General features: G+C 62.9%; 17 protein-coding genes. 6 read left to right on the forward strand and 11 right to left on the reverse strand.

What is annotated here, in order from left to right; all coding sequences use genetic code 11:
- The first annotated feature begins 44 nt into the window (after nucleotides 1–44).
- Both B0G80_RS43150 and B0G80_RS43155 read left to right on the forward strand, forming a co-directional pair.
- Complete coding sequence (locus B0G80_RS43150) at nucleotides 45–1,373, forward strand: vWA domain-containing protein (RefSeq protein ID WP_258879201.1); 1,329 nt, start codon at nucleotides 45–47, stop codon at nucleotides 1,371–1,373.
- Between the two features lie 7 nt (nucleotides 1,374–1,380).
- Nucleotides 1,381–2,094 carry an isoprenylcysteine carboxylmethyltransferase family protein gene (locus B0G80_RS43155; protein WP_116123568.1) on the forward strand — a complete coding sequence of 238 codons (714 nt, stop codon included), beginning with the start codon at nucleotides 1,381–1,383 and terminating at the stop codon, nucleotides 2,092–2,094.
- A gap of 65 nt (nucleotides 2,095–2,159) precedes the next feature.
- Here B0G80_RS43155 and B0G80_RS43160 read toward each other — a convergent pair whose 3' ends face one another.
- From B0G80_RS43160 to B0G80_RS43180, 5 genes are all read right to left on the reverse strand, one after another.
- On the reverse strand, nucleotides 2,160–3,326 hold the full coding sequence (locus tag B0G80_RS43160) for an MFS transporter (protein ID WP_258879202.1): 1,167 nt from the start codon (nucleotides 3,324–3,326) through the stop codon (nucleotides 2,160–2,162).
- The gene (locus B0G80_RS43165; RefSeq protein ID WP_106277372.1) at nucleotides 3,323–4,117 is read right to left on the reverse strand and encodes a DeoR/GlpR family DNA-binding transcription regulator; all 795 of its coding nucleotides are present in this window, start codon (nucleotides 4,115–4,117) and stop codon (nucleotides 3,323–3,325) included. Before B0G80_RS43165 ends, B0G80_RS43160 begins: the two co-directional genes overlap by 4 nt.
- A 185-nt stretch (nucleotides 4,118–4,302) precedes the next feature.
- A complete protein-coding gene (locus B0G80_RS43170; RefSeq protein ID WP_116123963.1) occupies nucleotides 4,303–5,832 on the reverse strand; it encodes a PepSY domain-containing protein in 1,530 nt (509 codons plus the stop codon).
- A 74-nt stretch (nucleotides 5,833–5,906) separates the two neighbouring features.
- Entirely contained in the window at nucleotides 5,907–8,285 is a 2,379-nt protein-coding gene (locus B0G80_RS43175) for a TonB-dependent receptor (RefSeq protein WP_116123569.1), read from the reverse strand.
- Between the two features lie 82 nt (nucleotides 8,286–8,367).
- Entirely contained in the window at nucleotides 8,368–8,778 is a 411-nt protein-coding gene (locus tag B0G80_RS43180) for a DUF2946 domain-containing protein (protein ID WP_116123570.1), read from the reverse strand.
- Between the two features lie 264 nt (nucleotides 8,779–9,042).
- Here B0G80_RS43180 and B0G80_RS43185 point away from each other — a divergent pair, with 264 nt between their 5' ends.
- Nucleotides 9,043–11,187 carry a tetratricopeptide repeat protein gene (locus B0G80_RS43185; protein WP_116123571.1) on the forward strand — a complete coding sequence of 715 codons (2,145 nt, stop codon included), beginning with the start codon at nucleotides 9,043–9,045 and terminating at the stop codon, nucleotides 11,185–11,187.
- Here the strand turns inward: B0G80_RS43185 and B0G80_RS43190 are convergent.
- On the reverse strand, nucleotides 11,180–12,136 hold the full coding sequence (locus B0G80_RS43190; protein ID WP_116123572.1) for a LysR family transcriptional regulator: 957 nt from the start codon (nucleotides 12,134–12,136) through the stop codon (nucleotides 11,180–11,182). The two genes, B0G80_RS43185 and B0G80_RS43190, sit on opposite strands and share 8 nt — an antisense overlap.
- Before the next feature lie 103 nt (nucleotides 12,137–12,239).
- Here B0G80_RS43190 and B0G80_RS43195 point away from each other — a divergent pair, with 103 nt between their 5' ends.
- From B0G80_RS43195 to B0G80_RS43205, 3 genes are read left to right on the forward strand one after another with little or no spacing between them, the layout of a single operon-like run.
- A complete protein-coding gene (locus tag B0G80_RS43195; protein ID WP_116123573.1) occupies nucleotides 12,240–13,355 on the forward strand; it encodes an aryl-sulfate sulfotransferase in 1,116 nt (371 codons plus the stop codon).
- A 38-nt stretch (nucleotides 13,356–13,393) separates the two neighbouring features.
- Entirely contained in the window at nucleotides 13,394–14,722 is a 1,329-nt protein-coding gene (locus B0G80_RS43200) for a uracil-xanthine permease family protein (protein ID WP_116123964.1), read from the forward strand.
- A 53-nt stretch (nucleotides 14,723–14,775) separates the two neighbouring features.
- A complete protein-coding gene (locus B0G80_RS43205; protein WP_116123574.1) occupies nucleotides 14,776–15,882 on the forward strand; it encodes a porin in 1,107 nt (368 codons plus the stop codon).
- Nucleotides 15,883–15,951: 69 nt separating this feature from the next.
- On the opposite strand, the gene B0G80_RS43210 is transcribed toward B0G80_RS43205, so the two are convergent.
- The 5 genes from B0G80_RS43210 to B0G80_RS43230 form a co-directional block, all read right to left on the reverse strand.
- Nucleotides 15,952–16,548, reverse strand: a complete 597-nt coding sequence (locus tag B0G80_RS43210; protein WP_116123575.1) for a molybdopterin-dependent oxidoreductase — start codon at nucleotides 16,546–16,548, stop codon at nucleotides 15,952–15,954.
- 339 nt (nucleotides 16,549–16,887) lie between these two features.
- On the reverse strand, nucleotides 16,888–17,823 hold the full coding sequence (locus tag B0G80_RS43215; RefSeq protein ID WP_116123576.1) for a PLP-dependent cysteine synthase family protein: 936 nt from the start codon (nucleotides 17,821–17,823) through the stop codon (nucleotides 16,888–16,890).
- Nucleotides 17,820–19,049 carry an MFS transporter gene (locus tag B0G80_RS43220; RefSeq protein ID WP_116123577.1) on the reverse strand — a complete coding sequence of 410 codons (1,230 nt, stop codon included), beginning with the start codon at nucleotides 19,047–19,049 and terminating at the stop codon, nucleotides 17,820–17,822. Before B0G80_RS43220 ends, B0G80_RS43215 begins: the two co-directional genes overlap by 4 nt.
- Nucleotides 19,050–19,053: 4 nt before the next feature.
- Nucleotides 19,054–19,851, reverse strand: coding sequence for an alanyl-tRNA editing protein (locus tag B0G80_RS43225; protein ID WP_116123578.1), 798 nt, complete (start codon nucleotides 19,849–19,851; stop codon nucleotides 19,054–19,056).
- 30 nt (nucleotides 19,852–19,881) lie between these two features.
- A complete protein-coding gene (locus B0G80_RS43230; RefSeq protein WP_258879203.1) occupies nucleotides 19,882–20,664 on the reverse strand; it encodes a serine O-acetyltransferase in 783 nt (260 codons plus the stop codon).
- Nucleotides 20,665–20,673 lie beyond the last annotated feature (9 nt).

Raw genomic sequence — 20,673 nt, forward strand, 5'->3', positions numbered from 1 at the left:
ATGCAGTACCGGGGGTAGTAATGACAACAGTTGCGAAAAGAACGGTGGCATTGAGAAGACGGCAGAGGGGATCGGTCAGCATCATTGTGGCGGTGTCGCTGATCGCGTTGTTAGGCATCCTCGGTCTCGCGGTGGATTCCGGTCTCGGCTACATGATCAAGGCGCGCCTCGACGCCGCCACCGACGGCGCGGTGATCGCGGCCGGCGAGGCCGTCACGCGCGGCAGCAACCAGACGGAGCAGACCAATAACGCGCAGCAGGCGGCAACGGCCTTTTTCGCGGCGAACTATCCGGCGGGTTTTCTCGGCTCCAGCGTGACCGCGGGTACGCCGTCGATCGTGTTCAACGCCGGCACCGTGACCATCGGCATGACGGCGCAAGCGAGCGTGCCGGTTACTTTCACGAAGGTACTTGGATTCAATGTGCTGAACGTGAGTTCGTCCTCGCAGGCGATTCGCAAGACGTTGGATATGGCGTTCGTGATCGATACCACGGGCTCGCTGAATTCTTCCGGCGTGCCGGCGGCGGTACGGTCAAATGCGGTGGCCTTCCTCAATAATTTCGATATCACCAACGACCGTGTGGCGCTGACGCACTTCGCCTATGGCACGGTGGTCGATGTGCCGTTCAAAGGCAATGCGCGCGGTTTCGATCGCGCGACGATGACTGCCGACATCAAAAAATATTCGTTCAACGGCAGCACCAATTCGGCCGAAGCGATCTGGAACGCGCGCAATCAGTTGAATACGGTGATCACGCAGCCGTCCAGTTTGCGGGTGATCGTGTTCTTCTCGGACGGCGCGCCGAACAGTTTCTCTTCGTTCTTCACGACCAATCAGAGCGGCTGCAACAACAACGCCGGCACGATCGCGAGCCCGGACAGCGCGGGCACGATGTCTGGGCTGTACGACATGAATTCGCTCAACCAGACGCTCGGTTCGCCGTGCTACCAGAGCAACGCGACCAAGCTCGTGACGGCCATGCCGAACTGGTACAACGCGCACGACAAGAACGAACAGGTCTTCCCGATCTGGCCCGTGAGCGCGCCGCGCGCCGTGCCGAACGGCGACATTACGTATGTGAACGTCAACCGCGCGTCGCGCAATCTGCTCGAAGCGATGGCCGCGGCGGCGCGCGCCGAAGGCACTTACGTGTTCACGCTCGGGTACGGACCCGAACTGGTGCAGCCCGCCGGCCCAGACAACGAACTCGGCCAGGATGTTCTCAAGTGCATGGCCAACACAGCCGATTCGCTATCGCGCTGCTACAACCCGAAACAGCCGGTCGGCGTGTACTGCTACGCCGCGACACCGGCCGATCTGAAGCCGTGCTTTTCGCAACTGGCTTCGCAAATCCTGCGTATTTCCAAGTGAGCGCGCCATGACACCGACGACACCTTTGCAAGACCTGCCACCCGCTGTGAGTACCGAAGGCGCCACCCTGACCAGTGCCATGTCCGCGGAGCCGGGCAATGCCGGCGGCTTGCGCGAGGCGCTGGTGGAAGTCGCCGCGCGCGCGGGCGCGGCGACCATGCTGAGCCTGTTCGCCTATGCCGCGATCACGCAATGGCGCGCGGCGCCCTCGCGGATCACGCTGTTGTTTCTGGTGGTTTCCGCATGTTTCACGGTCGGCTTGTCGCTCGTGACGCGGGTGCCGATGAAACGCGATTGGCGGCCGTTCGCTTTCATGTGCGCGATGGGCGGCACGTACTATTTCCTCGCCGTGCGTCTCGCGCCCGGCGTGCAACTCGTGCCTGAGGCTGTGGGTGCCACGCTGCAACTGCTGGGGATATGCTGGCAACTGTTCGCCAAGGTGTCGCTGCGCCGCTCGTTCGGCATCTTGCCCGCCAATCGCGGCGTCGTATCGCGCGGTGCCTATCGCTTCATTCGGCATCCGATGTACCTGGGTTACTTCATCACCGACATCGGCTTTCTGCTGGTGAACTTCGGTCTGCAAAACCTGCTGGTGTACGGGTGCCAGTTCGCGTTGCAAGTGGGGCGCATCGTGCGCGAGGAGCGGCTTCTCTCCGCGGACGAAGGCTATCGCACCTACAAGGGCCGCGTGCGTTATCGTGTGATTCCGGGCATTTTTTAGGGCCGCGGTCCTTGCGCCTGGCCCTCCCATGGCCGGCGCAAGTCCGTTATCCACGTGAGATTGACCTAAGCAAGCCGCGCTCCGCGCACCGCCTTGCCGCCAACCACACAAACGACCAGCGTCGCCATGACAAGCACGCACAACGCAACGCGCAAACCGAGCAGGCCCGCGCCGAATCCGATCAATGGCGGCCCGACCAGAAAGCCCGCATAACCGAAGGTGGCGGCCATCGACACGCCGGTCGCCGGCGTCAGCGTCGAGCGACCCGCCGCACTAAAAATCACCGGGACGATATTTGCTAGGCCGACGCCCACCATCGCGAAGCCCACGCAAGCAGTGAAGACCGTCGGCCAGCTCAGCACGAGCGCCAGCCCGGCCACCGCGATCAAACCGCCGAGCGCAACGACCTTGCTCGAGCCGAAACGGCGCACGGACACGTCGCCGACCATGCGGCACGCGGCCATCGAGAACGCGAACGCGGAGTAGCCGATCGCGGCGACGCTCGCTTCGCGGTTCAGCGCCGAACGCAAATAGACGGCACTCCAGTCGGCGACCGCGCCTTCCACCAGCATGCAAAGGAACGCAAGCAACGCGAGCTTCATCACGGCGGATGAGGGCCATGCCAGGCCGCTTGACGCGGCAGCCGTCCTCGGACCAAGATCACGCAATGCAAGCACCGCCGCACCGACGATCAGGGCCGCGATAAGCGCGGCCGGTATCAGCAGGCCGCCGATCACCCCGACACCGCTCTTCTGCAATACCGCACCCATGGCGGCGCCGAGCAGGCCGCCCGCGCTCCAGGCCGCATGAAACGACGACATGATGGGCGTGCGCCACTGCGTTTCGATCGTGCTGGCGTGGCCGTTCATGGAGACATCGAGCGCGCCGTTCGCCGCGCCCAGCAGAAACAGCACAACGCACAGCGCAATCATGCCTGGCGCGAAGGCCGGCAGCGGCAGCGTGATGACGAACGCCGCGCCCAGCAAGGCGGTGGCGCGGCCGCTGCCGAAGCGCGGCGCCAGTTGGCCCGCCAGCGGCATCGCAATGATCGCGCCGAGCGCGAAAGCGAACAGCGCAATGCCGAGCGAGGCGTCGCCAAGCGCGAGGCTTTCCTTGATGCGCGGGACTTCGACGGCCCATGCGCCGATCCCGAAGCCGTTGGCGAGAAACACGCCGACGGTCGCGGCGCGTTCCTTGACCGGTTTGATCTGGGGCATAGCGGACGATGTCATGAGCGCGCCACCATGACGTTGTCGCAGACGGCTTCGAGACTGGCGAGGCGCGCCGCAGGCAGGTCGGCTTCGACGAACAGGTAGTCGACGGCGGAAGCGGGGGCCACCGAGAACGGCGCCGCAGTCATCAGCTTTTCCGAGGTCATGGCGATGGCGATCTGGCCGCTTGCCTTGATCATCGCCCGCTTCAGTTCCGCATCTTCGGCGTCGAAGGCGGCGACGCCTTCGTCCGGATCGAGCGCGCATGCGCCGAGGAAACAGAGGTCGGCGCGGATCTGCTGGATCTGCAGCAAGGCGGTCGCGCCGAGCGAGCCCGCCGCACCGCGCGCGATCCGTCCGCCGACCAGAATCACCTCGAACCCCGGACGGTTCAGCAGGCGCGCGGCAGCCTCGGGCGAATTTGTCACGACGGTCAGCTCCGCGTCGTCGGGCAGCGCCTCGGCAATCGCGACATTGGTCGACCCCGCGTCCAGAAGAACGATCTGCTTCGCGCGGACGATCGACACCGCCGCGGCGGCGAGACAGGCCTTGCGATCCACAGCCTCGCCCATGCGCACCGACGCGGGTTTGTCGGCCGGTGAGATCAGCAGGGCGCCGCCGTAGACGCGCTTGCAATGGCCCTGCTCGGCGAGATCGCGCAAATGGCGGCGCACCGTGTGTTCCGAGGTCTGGAGTTCAGCGGCGAGCGCCGACGCCAGCACGCGCCCGTGCGTTCGCAGCCGTTCGAGAATCAGCTGTTCGCGTTGCTCGGGCAACAGCCCGTCGATGGCTTCCTGTCGCGTTCGTTGCATGTCTTCACCCCGCTCGGTCTACGAAACGATCATAATCGAGCAAAATGTATCGTAAACGAGCGCGGTGCGCAACTGGCTACGAAGACCATGGTCCACGCTGGTTTTCAAGGGACATGAGCAGTCGAGCGCAGAGCCGCGCCGCTTCCATCTCAGGGTGCAGCGTCACGACGGCGGGGTGGTTGCCGTCATGGCGTCGCCGCGCGCCGCGCGGCACGGCCGAAGATCGCCCGATCCGCGAGCCATACCGCGAGCAGCGTGGCGCCCATCAATGGGAACACGATGCCGAGCAGGGTGAGGCCGATTTTCCAGCCGCGCATCGGCGGCGCGGCACCTTCGCGCGACGGTGCGCCGAGCGAGCGTTGCGGCCGCCGCTTCCACCACATCACGCAGCCGGTGACGGCCATCGCCGCCAGTCCTAACGAAATCGCGGCGCAGAGAATCTGGTTGGCGACGCCGAAATAACGGCCCATATGCAGCGACGTGCCGTACGACACGGCCTTCGACACCGCGCCGTAATCGCCATAGCGGATGTCCTTCAGAATCGCTCCGCTGTATTGGTCGATGTACAGCGTGCGTTCGTTTTTCGGATCGTCCGGAAAGTACGAGATGGTGTAGACGCCGGTCGCGGAAGCCGGCAGCACGATGTTGTAGCCGTCCGTCACGCCGAGCGAGGCAGCCAGTGCGACGACGCGCCCGAGCGGCAGCGGACGCGCGGCGTTTGCCTCGTCGGCCGAGGAGAGGGAGTGGGAGTCGGGCACGCGTGTGTTGCCGACGGCCCAGGGCGTGAGCGGCAGGGGCAGGTCGTCCATCACCATGCCGGGCATCGAGTCCGTGCCGGCGGCGTGGGCGCCGTGGCCGTTGTGCTCATCGTGCGCTCTGTTTTCCGCGCGCGTCTCCGTTGCGGCAGTCTGCGCGCCGCTCTTTGCTGGCAGCGCAGAGCGCAACGGCAAACCGCCCCACGAACCCGGCGGTGCACCGAGATTCGCGGCGGTCGCGAGCGCCTTGAACTGCTTGCCCCACGAACCCGTCCACGGCAGTCCCGTCAACACGAACGCGAGCGCGCCGAGCGCGAGCCAGATGCCCATCACCGCATGGACGTTCTTCCACAGCGCGCGTCCCTTCAGTGCGAAGCGCGGCAACAGCGCCGCACGTGCCGTGGTTTTCTCGCGCGGCCACCACAACGCGACGCCGGTGCCGATCATCACGAGCGTCCAGCATGCGGCCAGTTCCATCAGCAACTCGCCGGGCTTGCCGAGCAGCAGCTTGCGATGAAGCATCCGGTCCACTTGCATGAAGCGGCGTTCGACGCTCAGCGTGCCCAGCACCGCGCCGGTATAGGGGTTCACATAGACGCTCTGCTTATCGCCGTCCGCGAGACGGAAGACGAATTCGGCACTGCGCTCCGGTGCGCTCGCGACGACCGCGGTCAGCGCGACCGCGGTCGCCGGCAGTGCCGAACGTGCCCTTGCCAGCAGTACGTCTTCGGGCAATCTTGGGAGCGCTTGCGGTGCGACGATCAGGCGCCCCGGATACAGCAGCGGCTCGATTTGCGGCTGAAAACAGTACAGCGTGCCGGTAATCGCCAGTACGACCAGAAACGGCATCACGAAGAGGCCCGCATAGAAATGCCAGCGCCAGAGCGTGCGATAGCCTGGATGGACGGCGGTAGTCGCCGACGTGGCGCGCCGGGCGTCGGTGCCAGTGGTGGTGGACATGAAATCCTCCTGAAGCAGAGATGAATCGATCAGTTCGTGCGACGTGGATGCGTAGGCGGTCGGTTTCAGCGCGCTCACATGCGCAGCTTCGCTTCCACATAGAACGTGCGGCCGGGATACGGGTGATAAACGAAGTAGCGGGCATCGAACAGGTTGTCGACGCCGATGCCGATTTGACTCAGCCTGGTCGGCTTGTAGGTGAATTTCGCGTCGGCCACCGTGTACGAACTGGTGCCGCCGAACACGTCCGGATTTGTGTCGGTGTTGGTGAGCGTGTTGTACTGACGGCCCGAATAGCGTGCGCCGAGCGTGAGCGCCGCGCGTTCGTCGAAGTGATACGTCGCGGCGAGATCGGCGCGCCACAGCGGGATCCGGTAAAAGTACTTGCCGACCGTGGCCGGGTTCTGCGCGTTGGCGATGATCTTCGACTGCGTGTAGGCCACGCTTGCCAGCAGGTCCAGGCCGCGCACCAGCACGTCCTCTCCCGAATAGCTCGTTTCGACGCCGCGCGAGCGGACCTTGCCGATGTTCTGAAAGTTCGTCACGTTCGGAATCACGGTCGTATCGGTCTGGCTGAAGATCGTGTTCTTCACGTCGTCCTGAAACAGCGAGAAGCGGAATACGCCATTCCAGTGCGCCCATTCGGCGGTCAGCTCCTTCGAGAGATCGTCTTCGGGCTTCAGGTTCGGATTGTTGTTGACGATCGCGGAGCCGTTGATCTGCCCTTGAAACAGCTCGCTCACCGTCGGAAACCGATAGGCGCGGCCGATGGACGCGCGCAAGGTCAGATCGTCGGTGACGTCGAACGACAAGGAGGCTTTCGGCGAGAAGTGCTGCTGGCTCACGTCGCTATACGGCAGCGTCGTGCCGCCCAGCGACTGCGAGCCGCCATAGGCCTGCCAGTCTTCGTAGCGCACGCCGTAGACGAGCTTCCAGCGCGGCAGAAAGCGCCAGGCGTCCTGCGCGTAGAGCGCCTGAGTCTGCGTCTTGCCGGCGAACGCATTGGCGAACGACGTGGCTGCGCCGTCGCGCCAGTTCAGCGTGTTGTAGCTTTCGTTGTCGACGAAGTAGTTGTCGTAGTGATAGCCGAAGCTCAGCGAGTGATTCGCGAGTCCGGCCTGATTCGTCGCGGGCGTGTAGGTGCTGCGCAGATCGAGCGTTTTCCAGCCGGCGCCGTCGCCGAAGATCACGGTGCCCGGACCGTTGCCCGGCGCGCCGGAATTCGCGGTGCGCGCGACGCTGTTGCCGACGTCGTAGTACGAAGCGATCGCTTCGCCGTTCCAGCCGGTCGCATTGCGCGTTTTCAGCGACACGCCATAGAGCCAGTTCTCGCTATGGCCGAGGCTCGGCGCGAATGCGGCGGTGGGAATCGTGTATTCATAGCCGTCGATCGCGACCTTGCCGCTGTACACCGCGTTGCCGTTCGCATCGCGCAGAAAGCTCGAGGTCTGGCTGTTGTAGCTCTGATGCCAATAGCCGAGCGTGAAGCCGGCCTGCAGTGTCGGCGTGAAGTCGTACTGCATCTTCAGCTTGAACTGGTCCTGCACCGTGTGTTCGATCCCTTCACCGTTCACGCCGAGCACTGCCGTCGGCGTGTTGGTCTGGTTGTTGTAGAAGTACGCGCCGGTGACCGGCGTGTCGCCGGCTTTGGCGGGTGTGCCGGACTTGGCGAGTGTGGCGAATTGCAGCGGCTGGCTGGTGTTTTCCAGGTGATTCACACCGAGCAGAAACGAGAATTTGCCGATGCGGTTGCCGAGCGTCGCGCTGGCTTCGCTGCCGTTGAAATTCTGGTTCACGCCGAACAGGCTGAAGTGCTGGGTGAAGGCTTTGACGTCGGCGGTCGCTTCGAACTGTTTCGGCATGCGCGTGCTGATGAGCACGGTCGCGCCGAGCGAGTTGCCCGGATAGAGCGCGGAAAACGGCCCGTAGATCACATCGACCTGCTGGATCTCGTCGGGAAACACCATCGACCAGCGCGGCGGAAACGAGTAGCTGTTGCCGAGCAGATTGCTGAGCAACAGACCGTCCGCATAGACGAGACCGCGCGCGCTTTGCGTGTTGCTGGTGCCGCGCACGGCGATGATCGAATTCAGATCGCCGATAAAGCGCTTGCGCACGGCGAGGTTCGGCATGTACTTCAGAACGTCTTCGGTGTTGACGACGTTCCAGTTGTCGAACTGCTCGCGGGTGACGGTTTCGACCGAGGCCGGCAGGTTGGGATCGACGGCACGCGGCGCGGCGGCGGCATTCGCGCTGACGCTGATGGCGGGCAGCGCGGCGTCGGCGCTCGCGCTCTGCGCATGAGCGGGCGAGGCGATGAAGGCCGGCACGAACGCCGGCACGATGGCAGGCAGACAGGCGGAAAAAAACGGCCGGGGCAACGGTTGAAGCGAGACGCAGCGTGCGCCACGGCGGGCGCAAAAGGGCAGTCTTCGCAGGGCGAAGTTGAACATGAGCGTTTCCTCGATGCATGGAACAAACGATCGCGCGCCCCCTCGACGGGTGCGACGACTGCGCGATCAGGACCGATGGCGATCAGGAAACGACGGGTGGGGCTCGAGGACGGCCGGACGGAAAGGCGCCGAGCGGCGTGAAGCGGGTGGAAAGCGTGGGCGGCGCGGTGCCTGCAAGTGTGAGGGCGGCCGGCGGCTCGGCCGCGGCGACCGTCGGCATGGCGACGTGGTGCTGAAGCAGATGACAGTAGCCGCACGCGCCGAATGCGTCGTCATGGCTCAAACGGACCGGCGCCGGGGCGGCCTGGGTCGTCACGCTCGCCGCGCTGACCACGCTGAAATCGCGCGGCTGCAACGCCGAACAGAGCGCGGCGATGGGCTCGTGCGCACGGTTCGACATCAACATCTGACTCACGACCGGCGCGAACACGACGAGGCACATGGCGAACAGGCCAAGCCATGCGGTCATGTGAATGCGGGAGCGTGGATTCATGATGTTGGGCGTAAAGACGCGGGCGATTCTAACATCGCCGCGCGGACTTTTTGCTCGTAATCCTCGTTATAGCGTGGGATTAGAAGGCCGAAAACCGCTCATTTCGCCGCGTTACAGGCGCGCCGGTTCACGTAAGCTGCGTGGTACATGTTCCGCTTTCGCGGCCGCACCGAGACTTCGGCACGCCAATCCGGCAGCCGGGTCAGGACGCGGCACATGCGATCGACCCGGCCGGCTCATCGCCGGCTCCAGTGACCACGACTCATGAACCACACGCAGCTCGCAACCTCGATCGACGATATCAACCAGCAGGCCGTCTCGTTGTTCTCGGCCGGACAATTCGCCGAGGCTTTGTCGATGGTGACGCCATTCGTCGACGGCGATGCGCTGCCGGACGACGCGCTTGCCGACGCGTTGAATATCGCCGGGGCCTGTTCGTTCGCCTTGCAGCGTCCCGCGGAGGCGGAAAGCTATTGGCGCCGCTGTCTGCAACGCAAACGGGGCTATGCCGAGGTGTACGGCAGTCTCGGCATGCTGCTCAAGTCGCTCGGGCGTCTGTCCGCCGCCAAGGCGATGTACCGGCAACTGGTCGCGCTGCGGCCCGCCGACGCCGACGCCCGCAATCATCTCGGCGCCGTGCTCTACGGGCTCGGCTACAAGGAGGAAGCGGAAGCGTCGTATCGCGAGGCGCTGGCGCTTCGCTCCAACTACCCCGAAGCCCACTACAACCGCGGCATCGTATTGCACGAACTGCGCCGCCTGGCGGAAGCGGAAGTGGCATTCCGCGAGGCGCTGCGGGGACTGCCGGCTCACGCCGAAGCCCATAACAATCTGGGCAACGTGCTGATGGAGTTGGGCCGCTTCGCCGAAGCGGACGTTGCCTATCGCGAGGCGCTGACTATCCGGCCACAGTATCCCGAGGCGCTCAACAACCTGGGCGGCGTGCTGAAGGCCACTTTCCGTCTCGCCGAAGCCGAGCTGGCTTTTCGCCTTGCCCTTGCCATTCGTCCGGATTACGCGGAAGCCCTCCTGAATCTCGGCACCGTGCTCGCCGATCTTGAACGTCTGCCCGAAGCCGAGGCGGCGTATCGCGACGCCATCGCACAACGTCCCGGCTACGCTGAAGCGCACTACAACCTCGGCGTGGCGCTGTGCAAAATGGAGCGTCTTTGGGAAGCCGAATTGGCTTACCGCGAGGCGATTCGCCTGCGGCCCGATCTCGTTCATGCGCACAACAACCTGGGCTGCGCGCTTCGCCGGCTCGACCGACTGCCGGAGGCTGTCGAGGCTTTCGAGCAGGCGCTCGGCCTGCGTCCCGATCTGGCGGAAGCGCACTACAACCTCGGCGCAGCGCAGGCGCAACTCATGCAATGGCCCGAGGCCGAGAGCGCTTATCGCCGCGCGTTTGCTTTACGTGCCGATTACGGCGATGCAAAATTCGGCCTGGCCGTGTTGCTGCTCGCCATGGGCCGCTTCGAAGAGGGGTGGCGTCTTTACGAATGCCGTTACGAGCAGCCCGGTTTCGTCCATCACAAGACTAGGTCGATGCTGAGTTGCCCGCAGTGGCAAGGCGACACGCTCGCCGGCAAGTCGCTGCTGGTGTGGCAGGAAGATGGCCTCGGCGACATGATCCAGTTCAGCCGCTATCTCGCCTTGCTGAAGGCACAGGGCGCCTCGCATATCGCCTTTGCGTGCGCACCGTCGTTGCACCGGCTGATGGCAAGCGTCGACGGCGTGGATGCCGTGCTCGATCACGATACCGCGCGCGCAGAGGCGTCCACTTACGACTGCTGGACGAGCCTGCTGAGCGCGCCGCTGCATCTGCGCACGAGCGTGGACACGATTCCGCGCGCCGTGCGTCTCACGGCCGAGCCGGCGCTGGTCGAGCATTGGCGCCCCATGCTGGACGCGCTGCCTTCCGGCCGCAAGATTGGCTTGGTATGGAGAGGCAACGCGAACCATCATAACGATATGAACCGCTCGATACCCTCGCTCGCTATGCTGGCGCCGCTCTGGCGCGTGCCGGGCCTGAGCTTCGTGAGTCTGCAAAAAGGATGTGGCGAAGACGAGGCGCGCCATCCACCCGCCGGTCAACCGCTGCTGGACCTCGGCTCGCGCGTGACGGATTTCGCGGACAGCGCTGCGATAGTCGCGCAACTCGACCTGGTGATTTGCGTGGACACATCTACCGCGCATCTGGCCGCGTCGCTCGGCACGCCGTGCTGGGTGATGCTGCCGGAAAAAGATATCGACTGGCGCTGGCTGCACGATCGCAGTGATTCGCCGTGGTATCCCCACACGCTGCGGCTGTTTCGCCGCGCGCCGGGCGAGGATTGGTCGATGCCGGTCGAGCGGGCGCGTCAGGCGTGCGTCGAGCGATTCGGCGCAACGGTCCGCGCGCTTACCTGATTCGCGTGCCGCGCTTGCGGGCCGATTGCGTCGACGTGTGAAAGCGGTCCTCGATTGTTTCGATCGCCTGGCCGAGGAACTGCAGGAACATGCTCATCGCGACCGTGCTCGTCAGATCCGAGCGTTGATACAGACAACTGAACGATTGGGCGCCGGCATCGGCGAGCGGGGTCCATGCCAGCTTACGCTCGGCCACGTCTTCCGCGACGTTCTCCGCGATCAGAAATCCGATGCCGACACCGTCCGCCACGAGACGGCGCACCATCGAAACAGAACTGGTTTCCACCAGAGGACGTGCCTTGCGTCTTTCGCGATGATCGATCTGGTCCACCATGGCGCGTAATTCGGTATCCGGCATCATCAGGATGAGCGGGTAGTCGAGACATTCGCGCAGGCGCGGACGTTTCTGAAGCTTCGTGAGCGGATGCCCCGGCGGCGTGACCAAGCCGAGATACTGCGCGAACGCGCGCACTTCCACGACGCCTGGCGGCGGCTTGCGGCGCAGGCCGTAGCCGATGTCGGCCTCGCCGGTCTCCACCCACTTCAGGATGCTTTCGCCGTTGCCCGAACGCACGCTGTAGGTCACGCCGGGATAGCGCTCCATCGCGGCCTGAATCGCATCGGGCACCAATTGCTCGGCCGACGACGGCGACACCGCCAGATTGACATGCCCGCGCCGCAGCGAGCGCAGATCTTCCACCTGCGTCATGGCGTTGTCGAAATCGCGCTGGCCGCGCCGCACTGCCGCAATGATGATCTCGCCGGCGGTGGTGAGCTGCATGCCGCGCGGCAAGCGGTCGAACAGCGGCGAGCCGACCTGTTCCTCGAGATTGAGGATTTGCTGGTGCACTGCGGCAGCGGTCAGATGCAGCGCTTCCGCCGCTTTACGGATCGAACCGCGCCTGACCACCTCGTCGAAACAGCGGAATGTCTGTGATATTGGACGCATGACTAGCCCGTATAGTTTTCTCGAACGGCCCGTATAGAACAATCAGATTTTCCTGACGCAGCGAATGGCCTAGATTTGTTCCAACATCTTAACGGAGCGAATCGTGACCACCTCAGTCGATCAGATTACCCAGCGCCGCCGCGGCGTCGGCCTCATTGCTCACGACCCGAAACTATCCGCCGGCGGCTATACGCTGATCGCGCCGCAGACAGCGGGCGGACGCGTGTATCTCGTGGATATCGGCGGCGAGGTCGTGCACGAATGGCAGATGCCGGTGCGTCCCGGCCGTCACGCGGTGATTCTCCCGAACGGCAATCTCGGCTACAACGGCAACCATGCGGACTCGGAAGACCGTTACGCACCGTGGTCGATGTGGCATGGCGGCGATTTCTACGAAGTCACGCCGGGAGGCGAAGTGGTCTGGCGTTACGAAGATCCGGCGCATCACCACGACGCGCAGTGGCTGCCGAACGGCAATCTGCTCTATGCCGCATGCGCGCCGGCGCCGGCAGGTTTCGCCGATCGCGTGCCGGGTGGCACCGCGCATGGTCCCGAAGAAGTGATGTACGGCGACGTGATCCGCGAAGTGAATCGAGCGGGCGAACTCGTATGGGAATGGAAGGCCTGGGAGCATCTGAATCCCAAAGACTTTCCCATCGCGCCCGGCTTCGGCCGCTATCACTGGCCGCTCGTGAACGGGCTTGGTGTGAACGCACAGGGCGAGGTGCTGATGAGTTTGCGCACCACGTCGGGCATCATCGCGGTCGATCGTGAGACGGGCGCTGTGCAGACGCACATTCCACCGAGCGTGGTTTCGCATCAGCATGCGCCGGTGGTGCTCGCCAACGGCAACATTCTCACCTTCGACAACGGCAATTTCCGCGCTGGCGCGCACGTGGTGTTCTCGCGTGTGCTGGAGATCGATCCCGTTAGCCGCGAAGTGGTGTGGTCATACGCGGATGACATGGTGAACATGTTCTACAGCGCGTTCATGGGCAACGCGCAGCGCCTCGCGAACGGCAATACGCACATTACCGAGTCGGCCACAGGGCGTTTATTCGAAGTGACGCCGGCAGGCGAGGTGGTGTGGGAGTACGTGATTCCGTGGTTCGGCGAATACCCGGATGAAGCGGCGCGTAAAACCGGTCCCGGCCAGTTGAACAGCGTGTTCCAGACCTTCCGCTACAGCCGCGAGCAATTGCCGTGGTTGCGCGCTTGACTGCCGCGCTTCATCGCACTTCAAACCCCGAGGGCAACGTGAATCCAGAACCCGCCATTCATAGCGTCGACGCGCGCCTGCCCGCGTGGCAACTCGTGCTGTTCGGCCTGCAACATGTGCTGTCGATGGCCGCCTCGCCGGTCACCGCGGTGTTTCTGGTGTCGCGCATGTTGTCGCTGCCATCGGATGTGACCGTGCATCTGATCGGCGCGACCTTCTTCGTGTGCGGGGTGGGCACGCTGCTGCAATCGCTCGGCGCGGGATCGATCGGCGCACGGCTGCCGTTCGTGATGGTGCCGGGCGGCGCGCCCGCGATGCTGTTCGCGGTCATCGCGACGCAAACGGACTTGCGGACGGCGGCCGGCGCCGCGATTCTCACCAGTCTGTTCTACTGGATCGTGCTGCCGGTATTCGCGCGCTGTCTGCGGTTCTTTCCCCGCGTGGTGGTGGGCACGATGCTGGTGCTCGTGTCGGTGAGTCTGATCAAAATATATGCCGGCATCGTGGTCGGACAGCCCGGTACGCCGGGCTTCGCGCGGCCCCAGTCGCTGGGACTTGCGCTGCTCACGATCGTGGCCACACTCGTCGTGGCGCGACTCTTCAAGGGCACGGTGGGCCGGCTGGCCGTGCTGCTAGGTCTTGCCGCCGGCACCTTTGCCGCCTGGGCGATGGGCTTGATGCCGGCCAACGGGCTGTGGAGCGGGCCGCTCCTCACGCTGCCGACGCTGCTGCCGTTCGGCATGCCGCGCTTCGATGTGCTGGCCGCTCTGCCCATGCTGATCTTCAGTGTGATCTCGATGGCCGAAGCGACGGGGCAGACGGTGGCCGTCGGCGAGATCACGGGCAGGAAGATCGACATGCGCCGCGACGTGCCGCGCACGATTCGCGGCGATGCGCTGGCGTCATTGATCGGCGCGCTGCTCGGCACTTCGCTCATCATCACCAGCGCGGAGAATATCGGCGTCGTGCAAACCACGGGCGTGCGTTCGCGCTACGTCACCGCGACGGCCGGTGCCATGCTGATGCTCATTGCGCTGTTTGTGCCGCTCGGACGCTTTGCGTACGCGATTCCCGCACCGGTGGTCGGCGGCACGGCCCTGATCGTGTTCGCGATGATCGGCGTGATGGGCATCAATCTGCTCGGCACGGTCGACCTTCACGTGCGGGGCAATCAGTACACGCTTGCCGCCGCGCTCGTCATGGGACTGATACCGGTGCTGGTCCCCAATGTCTACGCGGCGTTTCCCGCCTCGTTACAGATCGTGCTGGGCAACGGCATGGCTGCGGGCACGCTCACGGCGATCGTCGTCAATCTGGTGTTCGGCGCATGGCGTCTCGCACCGGCGGAGAAAGTGCAGACCATCTGATTTCGGCTTTCCACGCCCCACGCAGTTTTCCTTCCAACGTTTCACCACACGCCATGAAAATCAAAATCGCTTGCCTCGCGACGCTCGTCGCGGGCTCGGCTGCGCTCGTTGTTTCCTCGACGGCTTTCGCGCAGAGCAGTGTCACGCTGTATGGCAGTCTCGACGCAGGTCTCGGCTATGTGAGCAATCTGCACGGCTCATCGGCTTATATCGCGGAGCAGGGCACCATGCAGGCCGATCGCTTCGGCTTTCAGGGTGTGGAGGATATCGGCGCGGGCCGTTCGGTCGTGTTCAGACTCGAGAGCGGTTTCGTCACGACGACCGGCGCTTCCGCGAGCAGCACGACATTCTTTAATCGCCAGGCGTACGTGGGACTATCGGATCCGCGCTTCGGTACGGTGACGCTCGGCCGTCAGACCGACTGGAATTTCGACTGGCTCGGTTCGGTCTCGACCGGACAACTACTCGGCGACTTTTCCGCGTTTCACCCCGGCAATCTGGATGGTCTCGGCAGCACCTTGCCCGTGCAGTTGTCGAGCACGGTGAAATGGAAAAGCGCCAGCTATGGCGGCCTGACGCTCGGCGCGCTCTATGGATTTCCCGGCGCGGCAGCCAGCAACACCAACGGGCGGACCATCAGCTTCGGCGCCAACTATACGAATGGTCCGCTCAAACTGGTGGCGGCGTATTCCGAGTATCGCGACCGTTTGCTGCCGCTGTCGAACGGACTCGGGTTGACTTCGTTCGAAGGGCAGACGCTCGCACCCGGCGCGACCTTCAACGCAAAACAGGTGCGCGATATGGGCATCGGCGGATCGTACCGGTTCGAGCGGGTGACGCTGCATGCGCTTGCCACCGATGTGCGGATCGCCTCGAACGGCGGCAGCGAGCACTTTCGCAGCTTCGACGGCGGCGCCAATCTGCGTTTGACGCCCGCCGAGGAAGTCGCGGCGGCCGCATGGACCGCGACGCTCGATGGGCGTCGCTGGACGCAGTTCACGGTGGCGAACGTGTATTCGTTGTCGAAGGCGACGCAGCTTTACGCCGATCTGATGTTCGAGACCGCAGGCGGCGGCGCTGTGGCGAATACGCTTGGTATTGGGGCTGCGTCAGGTGGGCGGCAGACTGTTGTTCTTGGGGGGATTCATCATTTGTTTTGAGGTGGCGCGTGTGCCGGGTTTGCCATCGCTGGCGAGCGTTAAGCCAAGGTCGGCGGCACGCCTTAGCCTTTAAGCCTCGGTGACCTGCAGATGATACAAGCCCCAAGGCGACAGTTCGAAACGATCTTTGAGCGGCTTGCTCGACAACTCAGGGATATTATCCGCGTTGTAGGTGGCCCACAGCGGACCGACTCCGCCAAGCGGCAGTGGCTTGCCGTCCATTTGTGTCGCCACGATGAATTGATAGGCGCGCACTTTATCGAGTGTCGTCGCGACTGCATAGCCGTCCACCGCGTGCATGACGATTTGCGTGCTGCCCGCAGTGGGCGCGCCGACGTGCTCGAGCACATGCGTGAGCAGCGGGCCGCTCAAGGCGTGCTGATGGGAATCGTATTCGGTGGTGGGCTTGATCGTTACCGCTGGCATGCCGGCGAGCGTAGCGAAATCGACGGAGTACGCTTCGGAGAACTTCACCTGATGCTTGGCGAGCAACTGGTCGAACGCGGGATCGAGCGCGCCGCGATTGTGGCGCTTGATCGCGCCGGTGATCGTCAGAACGGCGGGCGATGCCGCACAGGCTTCTTTCCGGACGCGCTGGCTGCCCAGTGCAGGCGCAGCTGTCACGCCCAGCAGCGCGGCGCTGGTCAGGAACTGGCGTTTGTTCATGGCATGGTCTCCGGACGATGAGAAGGGCGACGGGGCGGCAAGGTTGTCGCAGCTTCTATTGTCGGGTAATTGCCGCTGACTGTGTCACGGCTGGGCTTTATATAACGCGTTGAGCCCTATGCTGCGTGGCGTAGGTCATACTTCTGCCGTCACGGCGAGGACTCAGTTCGGCGCTGGCCGCGAAAGGCGTGCAGGTGTCGATTCAACGGCGGCGGAGATGCGGATTATTCAACGCTCCTGATTGGGTTGTGTTTCTTGGCGGGGAAAAAGCCGGTCGTGATGGCCCGGTTTTTTTGCGTGTGCCGAGCGAGCTTAGTGGTCGCTAGTCGCATCGAATGTCTACCGGAGGTACCACAGGCCGTGGTCGTACAGGATTGACAGGATCTTGTGCTCAGCGGTTGCGCCGGCGGCCAGACTGTTCGCCACGGTGAGGCACGCGGCAGCAGTGTTGCCCACCAGGAACCCAGAATCGCGTGCAAAGGTTCTGCGCGTGTTCAAGACTTCATCGTACGTCACTGTTCTGATTTCACTGATCAGGTTCCACTCGATAAAAGGCGGTACGACGCCCACCGACATGCCCTCGAGCTTGTGATCCAAGAAAACGCCATTTCGCGAGTCGCATCCCTGCGGTTCGACGAGGACAACGGTGACGCTATAACCCGCCAGTTTCAACGCCTTTGCAATGCCGACGAGGCTGGCGCCCGTGCCAGCACACGAAACAAAGGTCAGTTCTCTGACCTCCGGCCACGCCTTGAGTTGCGCGGCGATTTCGGGCCCGGTTTCCAATTCGTGAGCGGCGACGCTCGCGGCGTTGCGAAATTGATCGGTGTAGAAGTAACTGCGGCCATGTTCCGCCGCATGCTCCAAGTGCCATTGCACGACCTCGCGCGGAGTCGCACCGCGTTCGAGCATGTCCAAGCCGATAAGCCGGGCGCCGAACAATTCGAGGCAGCGTCGTTTGACGGCGCTGAATCCCAATCCAACGGCAAGCTCGACGGGTATGGCGTGTGCCTGGCAGGCGAGGGTAAGTCCAAAGCCAAAGTTGCCACCGGTCTTTTCGATTATGGTGGTTCGGCCAGGAACGATTTCGCCGCTCGCGATCGCGCTCCGAACGATGAAGCGTGCAGCCCGCACTTTGTGGCTACCGCCGGGATTATCGCATTCAAACTTGAGAAGAAGTCCGGGCCTAACCTCGCGAAGCGGCGTGGCTGTGACATCGCCTCGTCCGGTAGCGACGCTAGCGAAAGGGCGCTTGTCAATGAGATTGAGCGTCATGACGGAAGCACCTCTGCAGTCGGCGCGCCGGCTTTGCGCATGCACATCCATGTGAGGCAGGCCGCAATAGCGCAAAGAGTGAGGCACAGCAGGTTCGTATTTTTCCAGCCGATGAAGGCCTGTAATACGGCAGGAAAAAAAGCGCCAACGGTTGCACAGATCGCGATGACGGAGTCGTTGATGCCCTGCATCCGATGACGATTGCTGTCGGTCAACACGCAAGCCAACAAAGCGCCGCCGCCCACGTAGCCGAAATTCCAACCCACGCCGAGCATGATCAAACCTGCGATCAATGCCCAAAGATTTGAGCCCCAGACTCCCAAAGCAGCTGCGCAGGCCAGTAATGCATAACCGGCGAGAAGCGAGTTGCGGTGGCCTGCGCGGATGAGAATGGCCCCGGTCACGAGGGATGGAGCAAACATGGCTATGACATGCCCTTGAATTGCAAGTGAACTCGCATGGAACGACACGCACACCGATTCCATGACAAGCGACGCCTGAACCATCAGCATATTCATGATGAGATAGCTTAGCGCGGACGCGACTATTGCAACCGTAATTGGCGCGGTCGCGGCGATGTTGCGGGCTTCGACTGAGCGCTGAACCGTTGCCGGAGATTCAATCGGACGCCAGATTGCGATCAGCGCGATGGTGGCGAGCCCGAGCAGCACAAATGACGCATAACACAGCGAGAATGTCGCAAAGCCATCCACATCTTTCAGGCCCATCGATAGAAGGGGGCCGCTAATTGCGGCAACGATACCGCCTGCCACGACTAGCGACAAACCCTTCGGACGCACCTCCGCCGCGAGTCCATCGACCGCGGCAAAGCGGTAGAAGTTCGCAAAAGCGACATACAAGCCGAGCATTCCATGCGCCACGATCAGTTGCGCAAAGCTACTCTGTGTCGTTGCGTTATAGCCGATGCAGCCTGCGGCAATCAGAAACAAGGCGCCGAGCTGAAACCCTTTTTTGCGGCCATGACGGCGCATGAAACTTGCGGCCGGGTACGTGGCGATAGCAACCACTGCAAACTGGCAACCGTATGGCACCGTCGCCCACGCGTGACTGGGCGCGAGCTTACTACCGACGAGTGCGGCGATGGTGACAGAGACCACGGCTGCAGTCAGATTGATGGCCTGGCATAGCGTGAGAAGATAAGTCGTGGGCGGCAGCTTTTTTAGCCCGCCACGGTTCGCATGTGAGGTGACGCGAATTCCATTCATGACACTAATCCCCGCGAAGCGCTACGCCGTCAGCAGCGTGGAAAGAAACCGTATCGAAGCGCGCGTTGTCGAATTGACACGACAGACGTTCCTTACCCGACCCCATGCTCTTGCGGCGGACGCTTATCCGCCCGATGGGTGCGGTGTTGCCGATGTGGGTGCCCCCGCAAGGTATGAGATTGTCCTCGCATTGCCAATAGCGGGCTTCGATATGGTCCGGATGGGCGCGCGTTGTAACCGCGCTGCCGCGAGCCACGAAGTCGTTCGCGATCTGCTCGATGGCCAGGACTTCGTCAGGCGTAAAGCGGCTACCGACGCCGAAATCGAAGCGAGCGCCATCTGTCCGGATGTGGCATCCCAGTGTCCATGCAATGGCGTCAGGTCTGATCTTGCCGACACCCAGATATAGCAGATGCGACGCAGTGTGGCTCAAGGACAATTGAGCCCTACGCATCGTGTCGATACTGATCTGCACTTCGTCATCTACTTGCAGCGCGGCGAGATATTGAATGTCTTCGGGGTGAATCACATGTTCGATAATCCCGCCTAGCTGAATGTCCGGAAAGCCAGGAATATTGGCGCGTCGGCCGTACATTTTACGCACGTGAATGAATCGGATCGCATTGCCGCACGGCAGTGCTAGCGTGCCTGTGTCGGATTCCTGGCCACCTCCCTCGGGATAAGCAACAGTTGCGTTCAGTTCGACATAGTCGCTACCGATCTTTGAAACAACGGACCGCGTTTTATATAGCAAGTTATCCGAATAATAGAGTCTGACCGTATGTCTGGGGAATGAGAGCATTAATTGGGTGACCTCGACTATGCAATCCGGTTAAACGCATTTGGCGGCGTTACCGCCACGTACAACTTGCGTCTCCGACCGAAGCGTAACAATGGAATCTGAAGGGATATCTTGTGTGATACAGCAATGCGTGCCGATGAATACATCGTTGCCGATTTGAATGTTGCCGAAGATACGGGCGAACGCGCCAATCTGTACGCGATCCCCCAAACTGGGGTGACGCCTGGCTGACGGGTTGTTTGCAATACCCGCGGCGCCTAAGGTCACACCTCCGAGCATGTAGCAATCGTGACCAATCACGCTCGTCTCGCCGATGACCGATCCCCAGCCATGATCCAGAACAAAACGCCTGCCGATTTCGCATCGAGGATGTATCTCCGCGCCGGACAGCAGTTTGCCGCGACTTGAAACGAGGGCGGCATAGGCTTCGAGTTCGTTAAATGCAAACTCGCCGGCATCGCCTATGGCAATCAACGCGTGGGCAAGCCGGTAATGCAGGATCGCTTTGTATGACGTGGAGCCAGTCAGCGTGATCACCGCTGAACCGCGTTGAGCCGGATCTTTGGACAGAAACGCATCCAGATCCTCATGTGCGGCAAAGCATGCTTGCGTAAAGCGGCGATGGACCACGATCGCCTTTGTGACCGCAGGCGGCGCGCATTCCATCAAAGCGGCGCGTAGAAGGTCGAAAACGGACTGATAGGAGTCTGCGGAAGCGGACGTGGCGACGGGTGCTGCATTGCCCTCGGTTGAATTGCAACGAATAGCGGACGGCACCTCAAATTCACCGGGTTCGGTTAAGACGTCTCTCATGTTTATTGT

The sequence above is a fragment of the Paraburkholderia sp. BL6669N2 genome, assembly GCF_003387275.1.
Classification (GTDB): domain Bacteria; phylum Pseudomonadota; class Gammaproteobacteria; order Burkholderiales; family Burkholderiaceae; genus Paraburkholderia.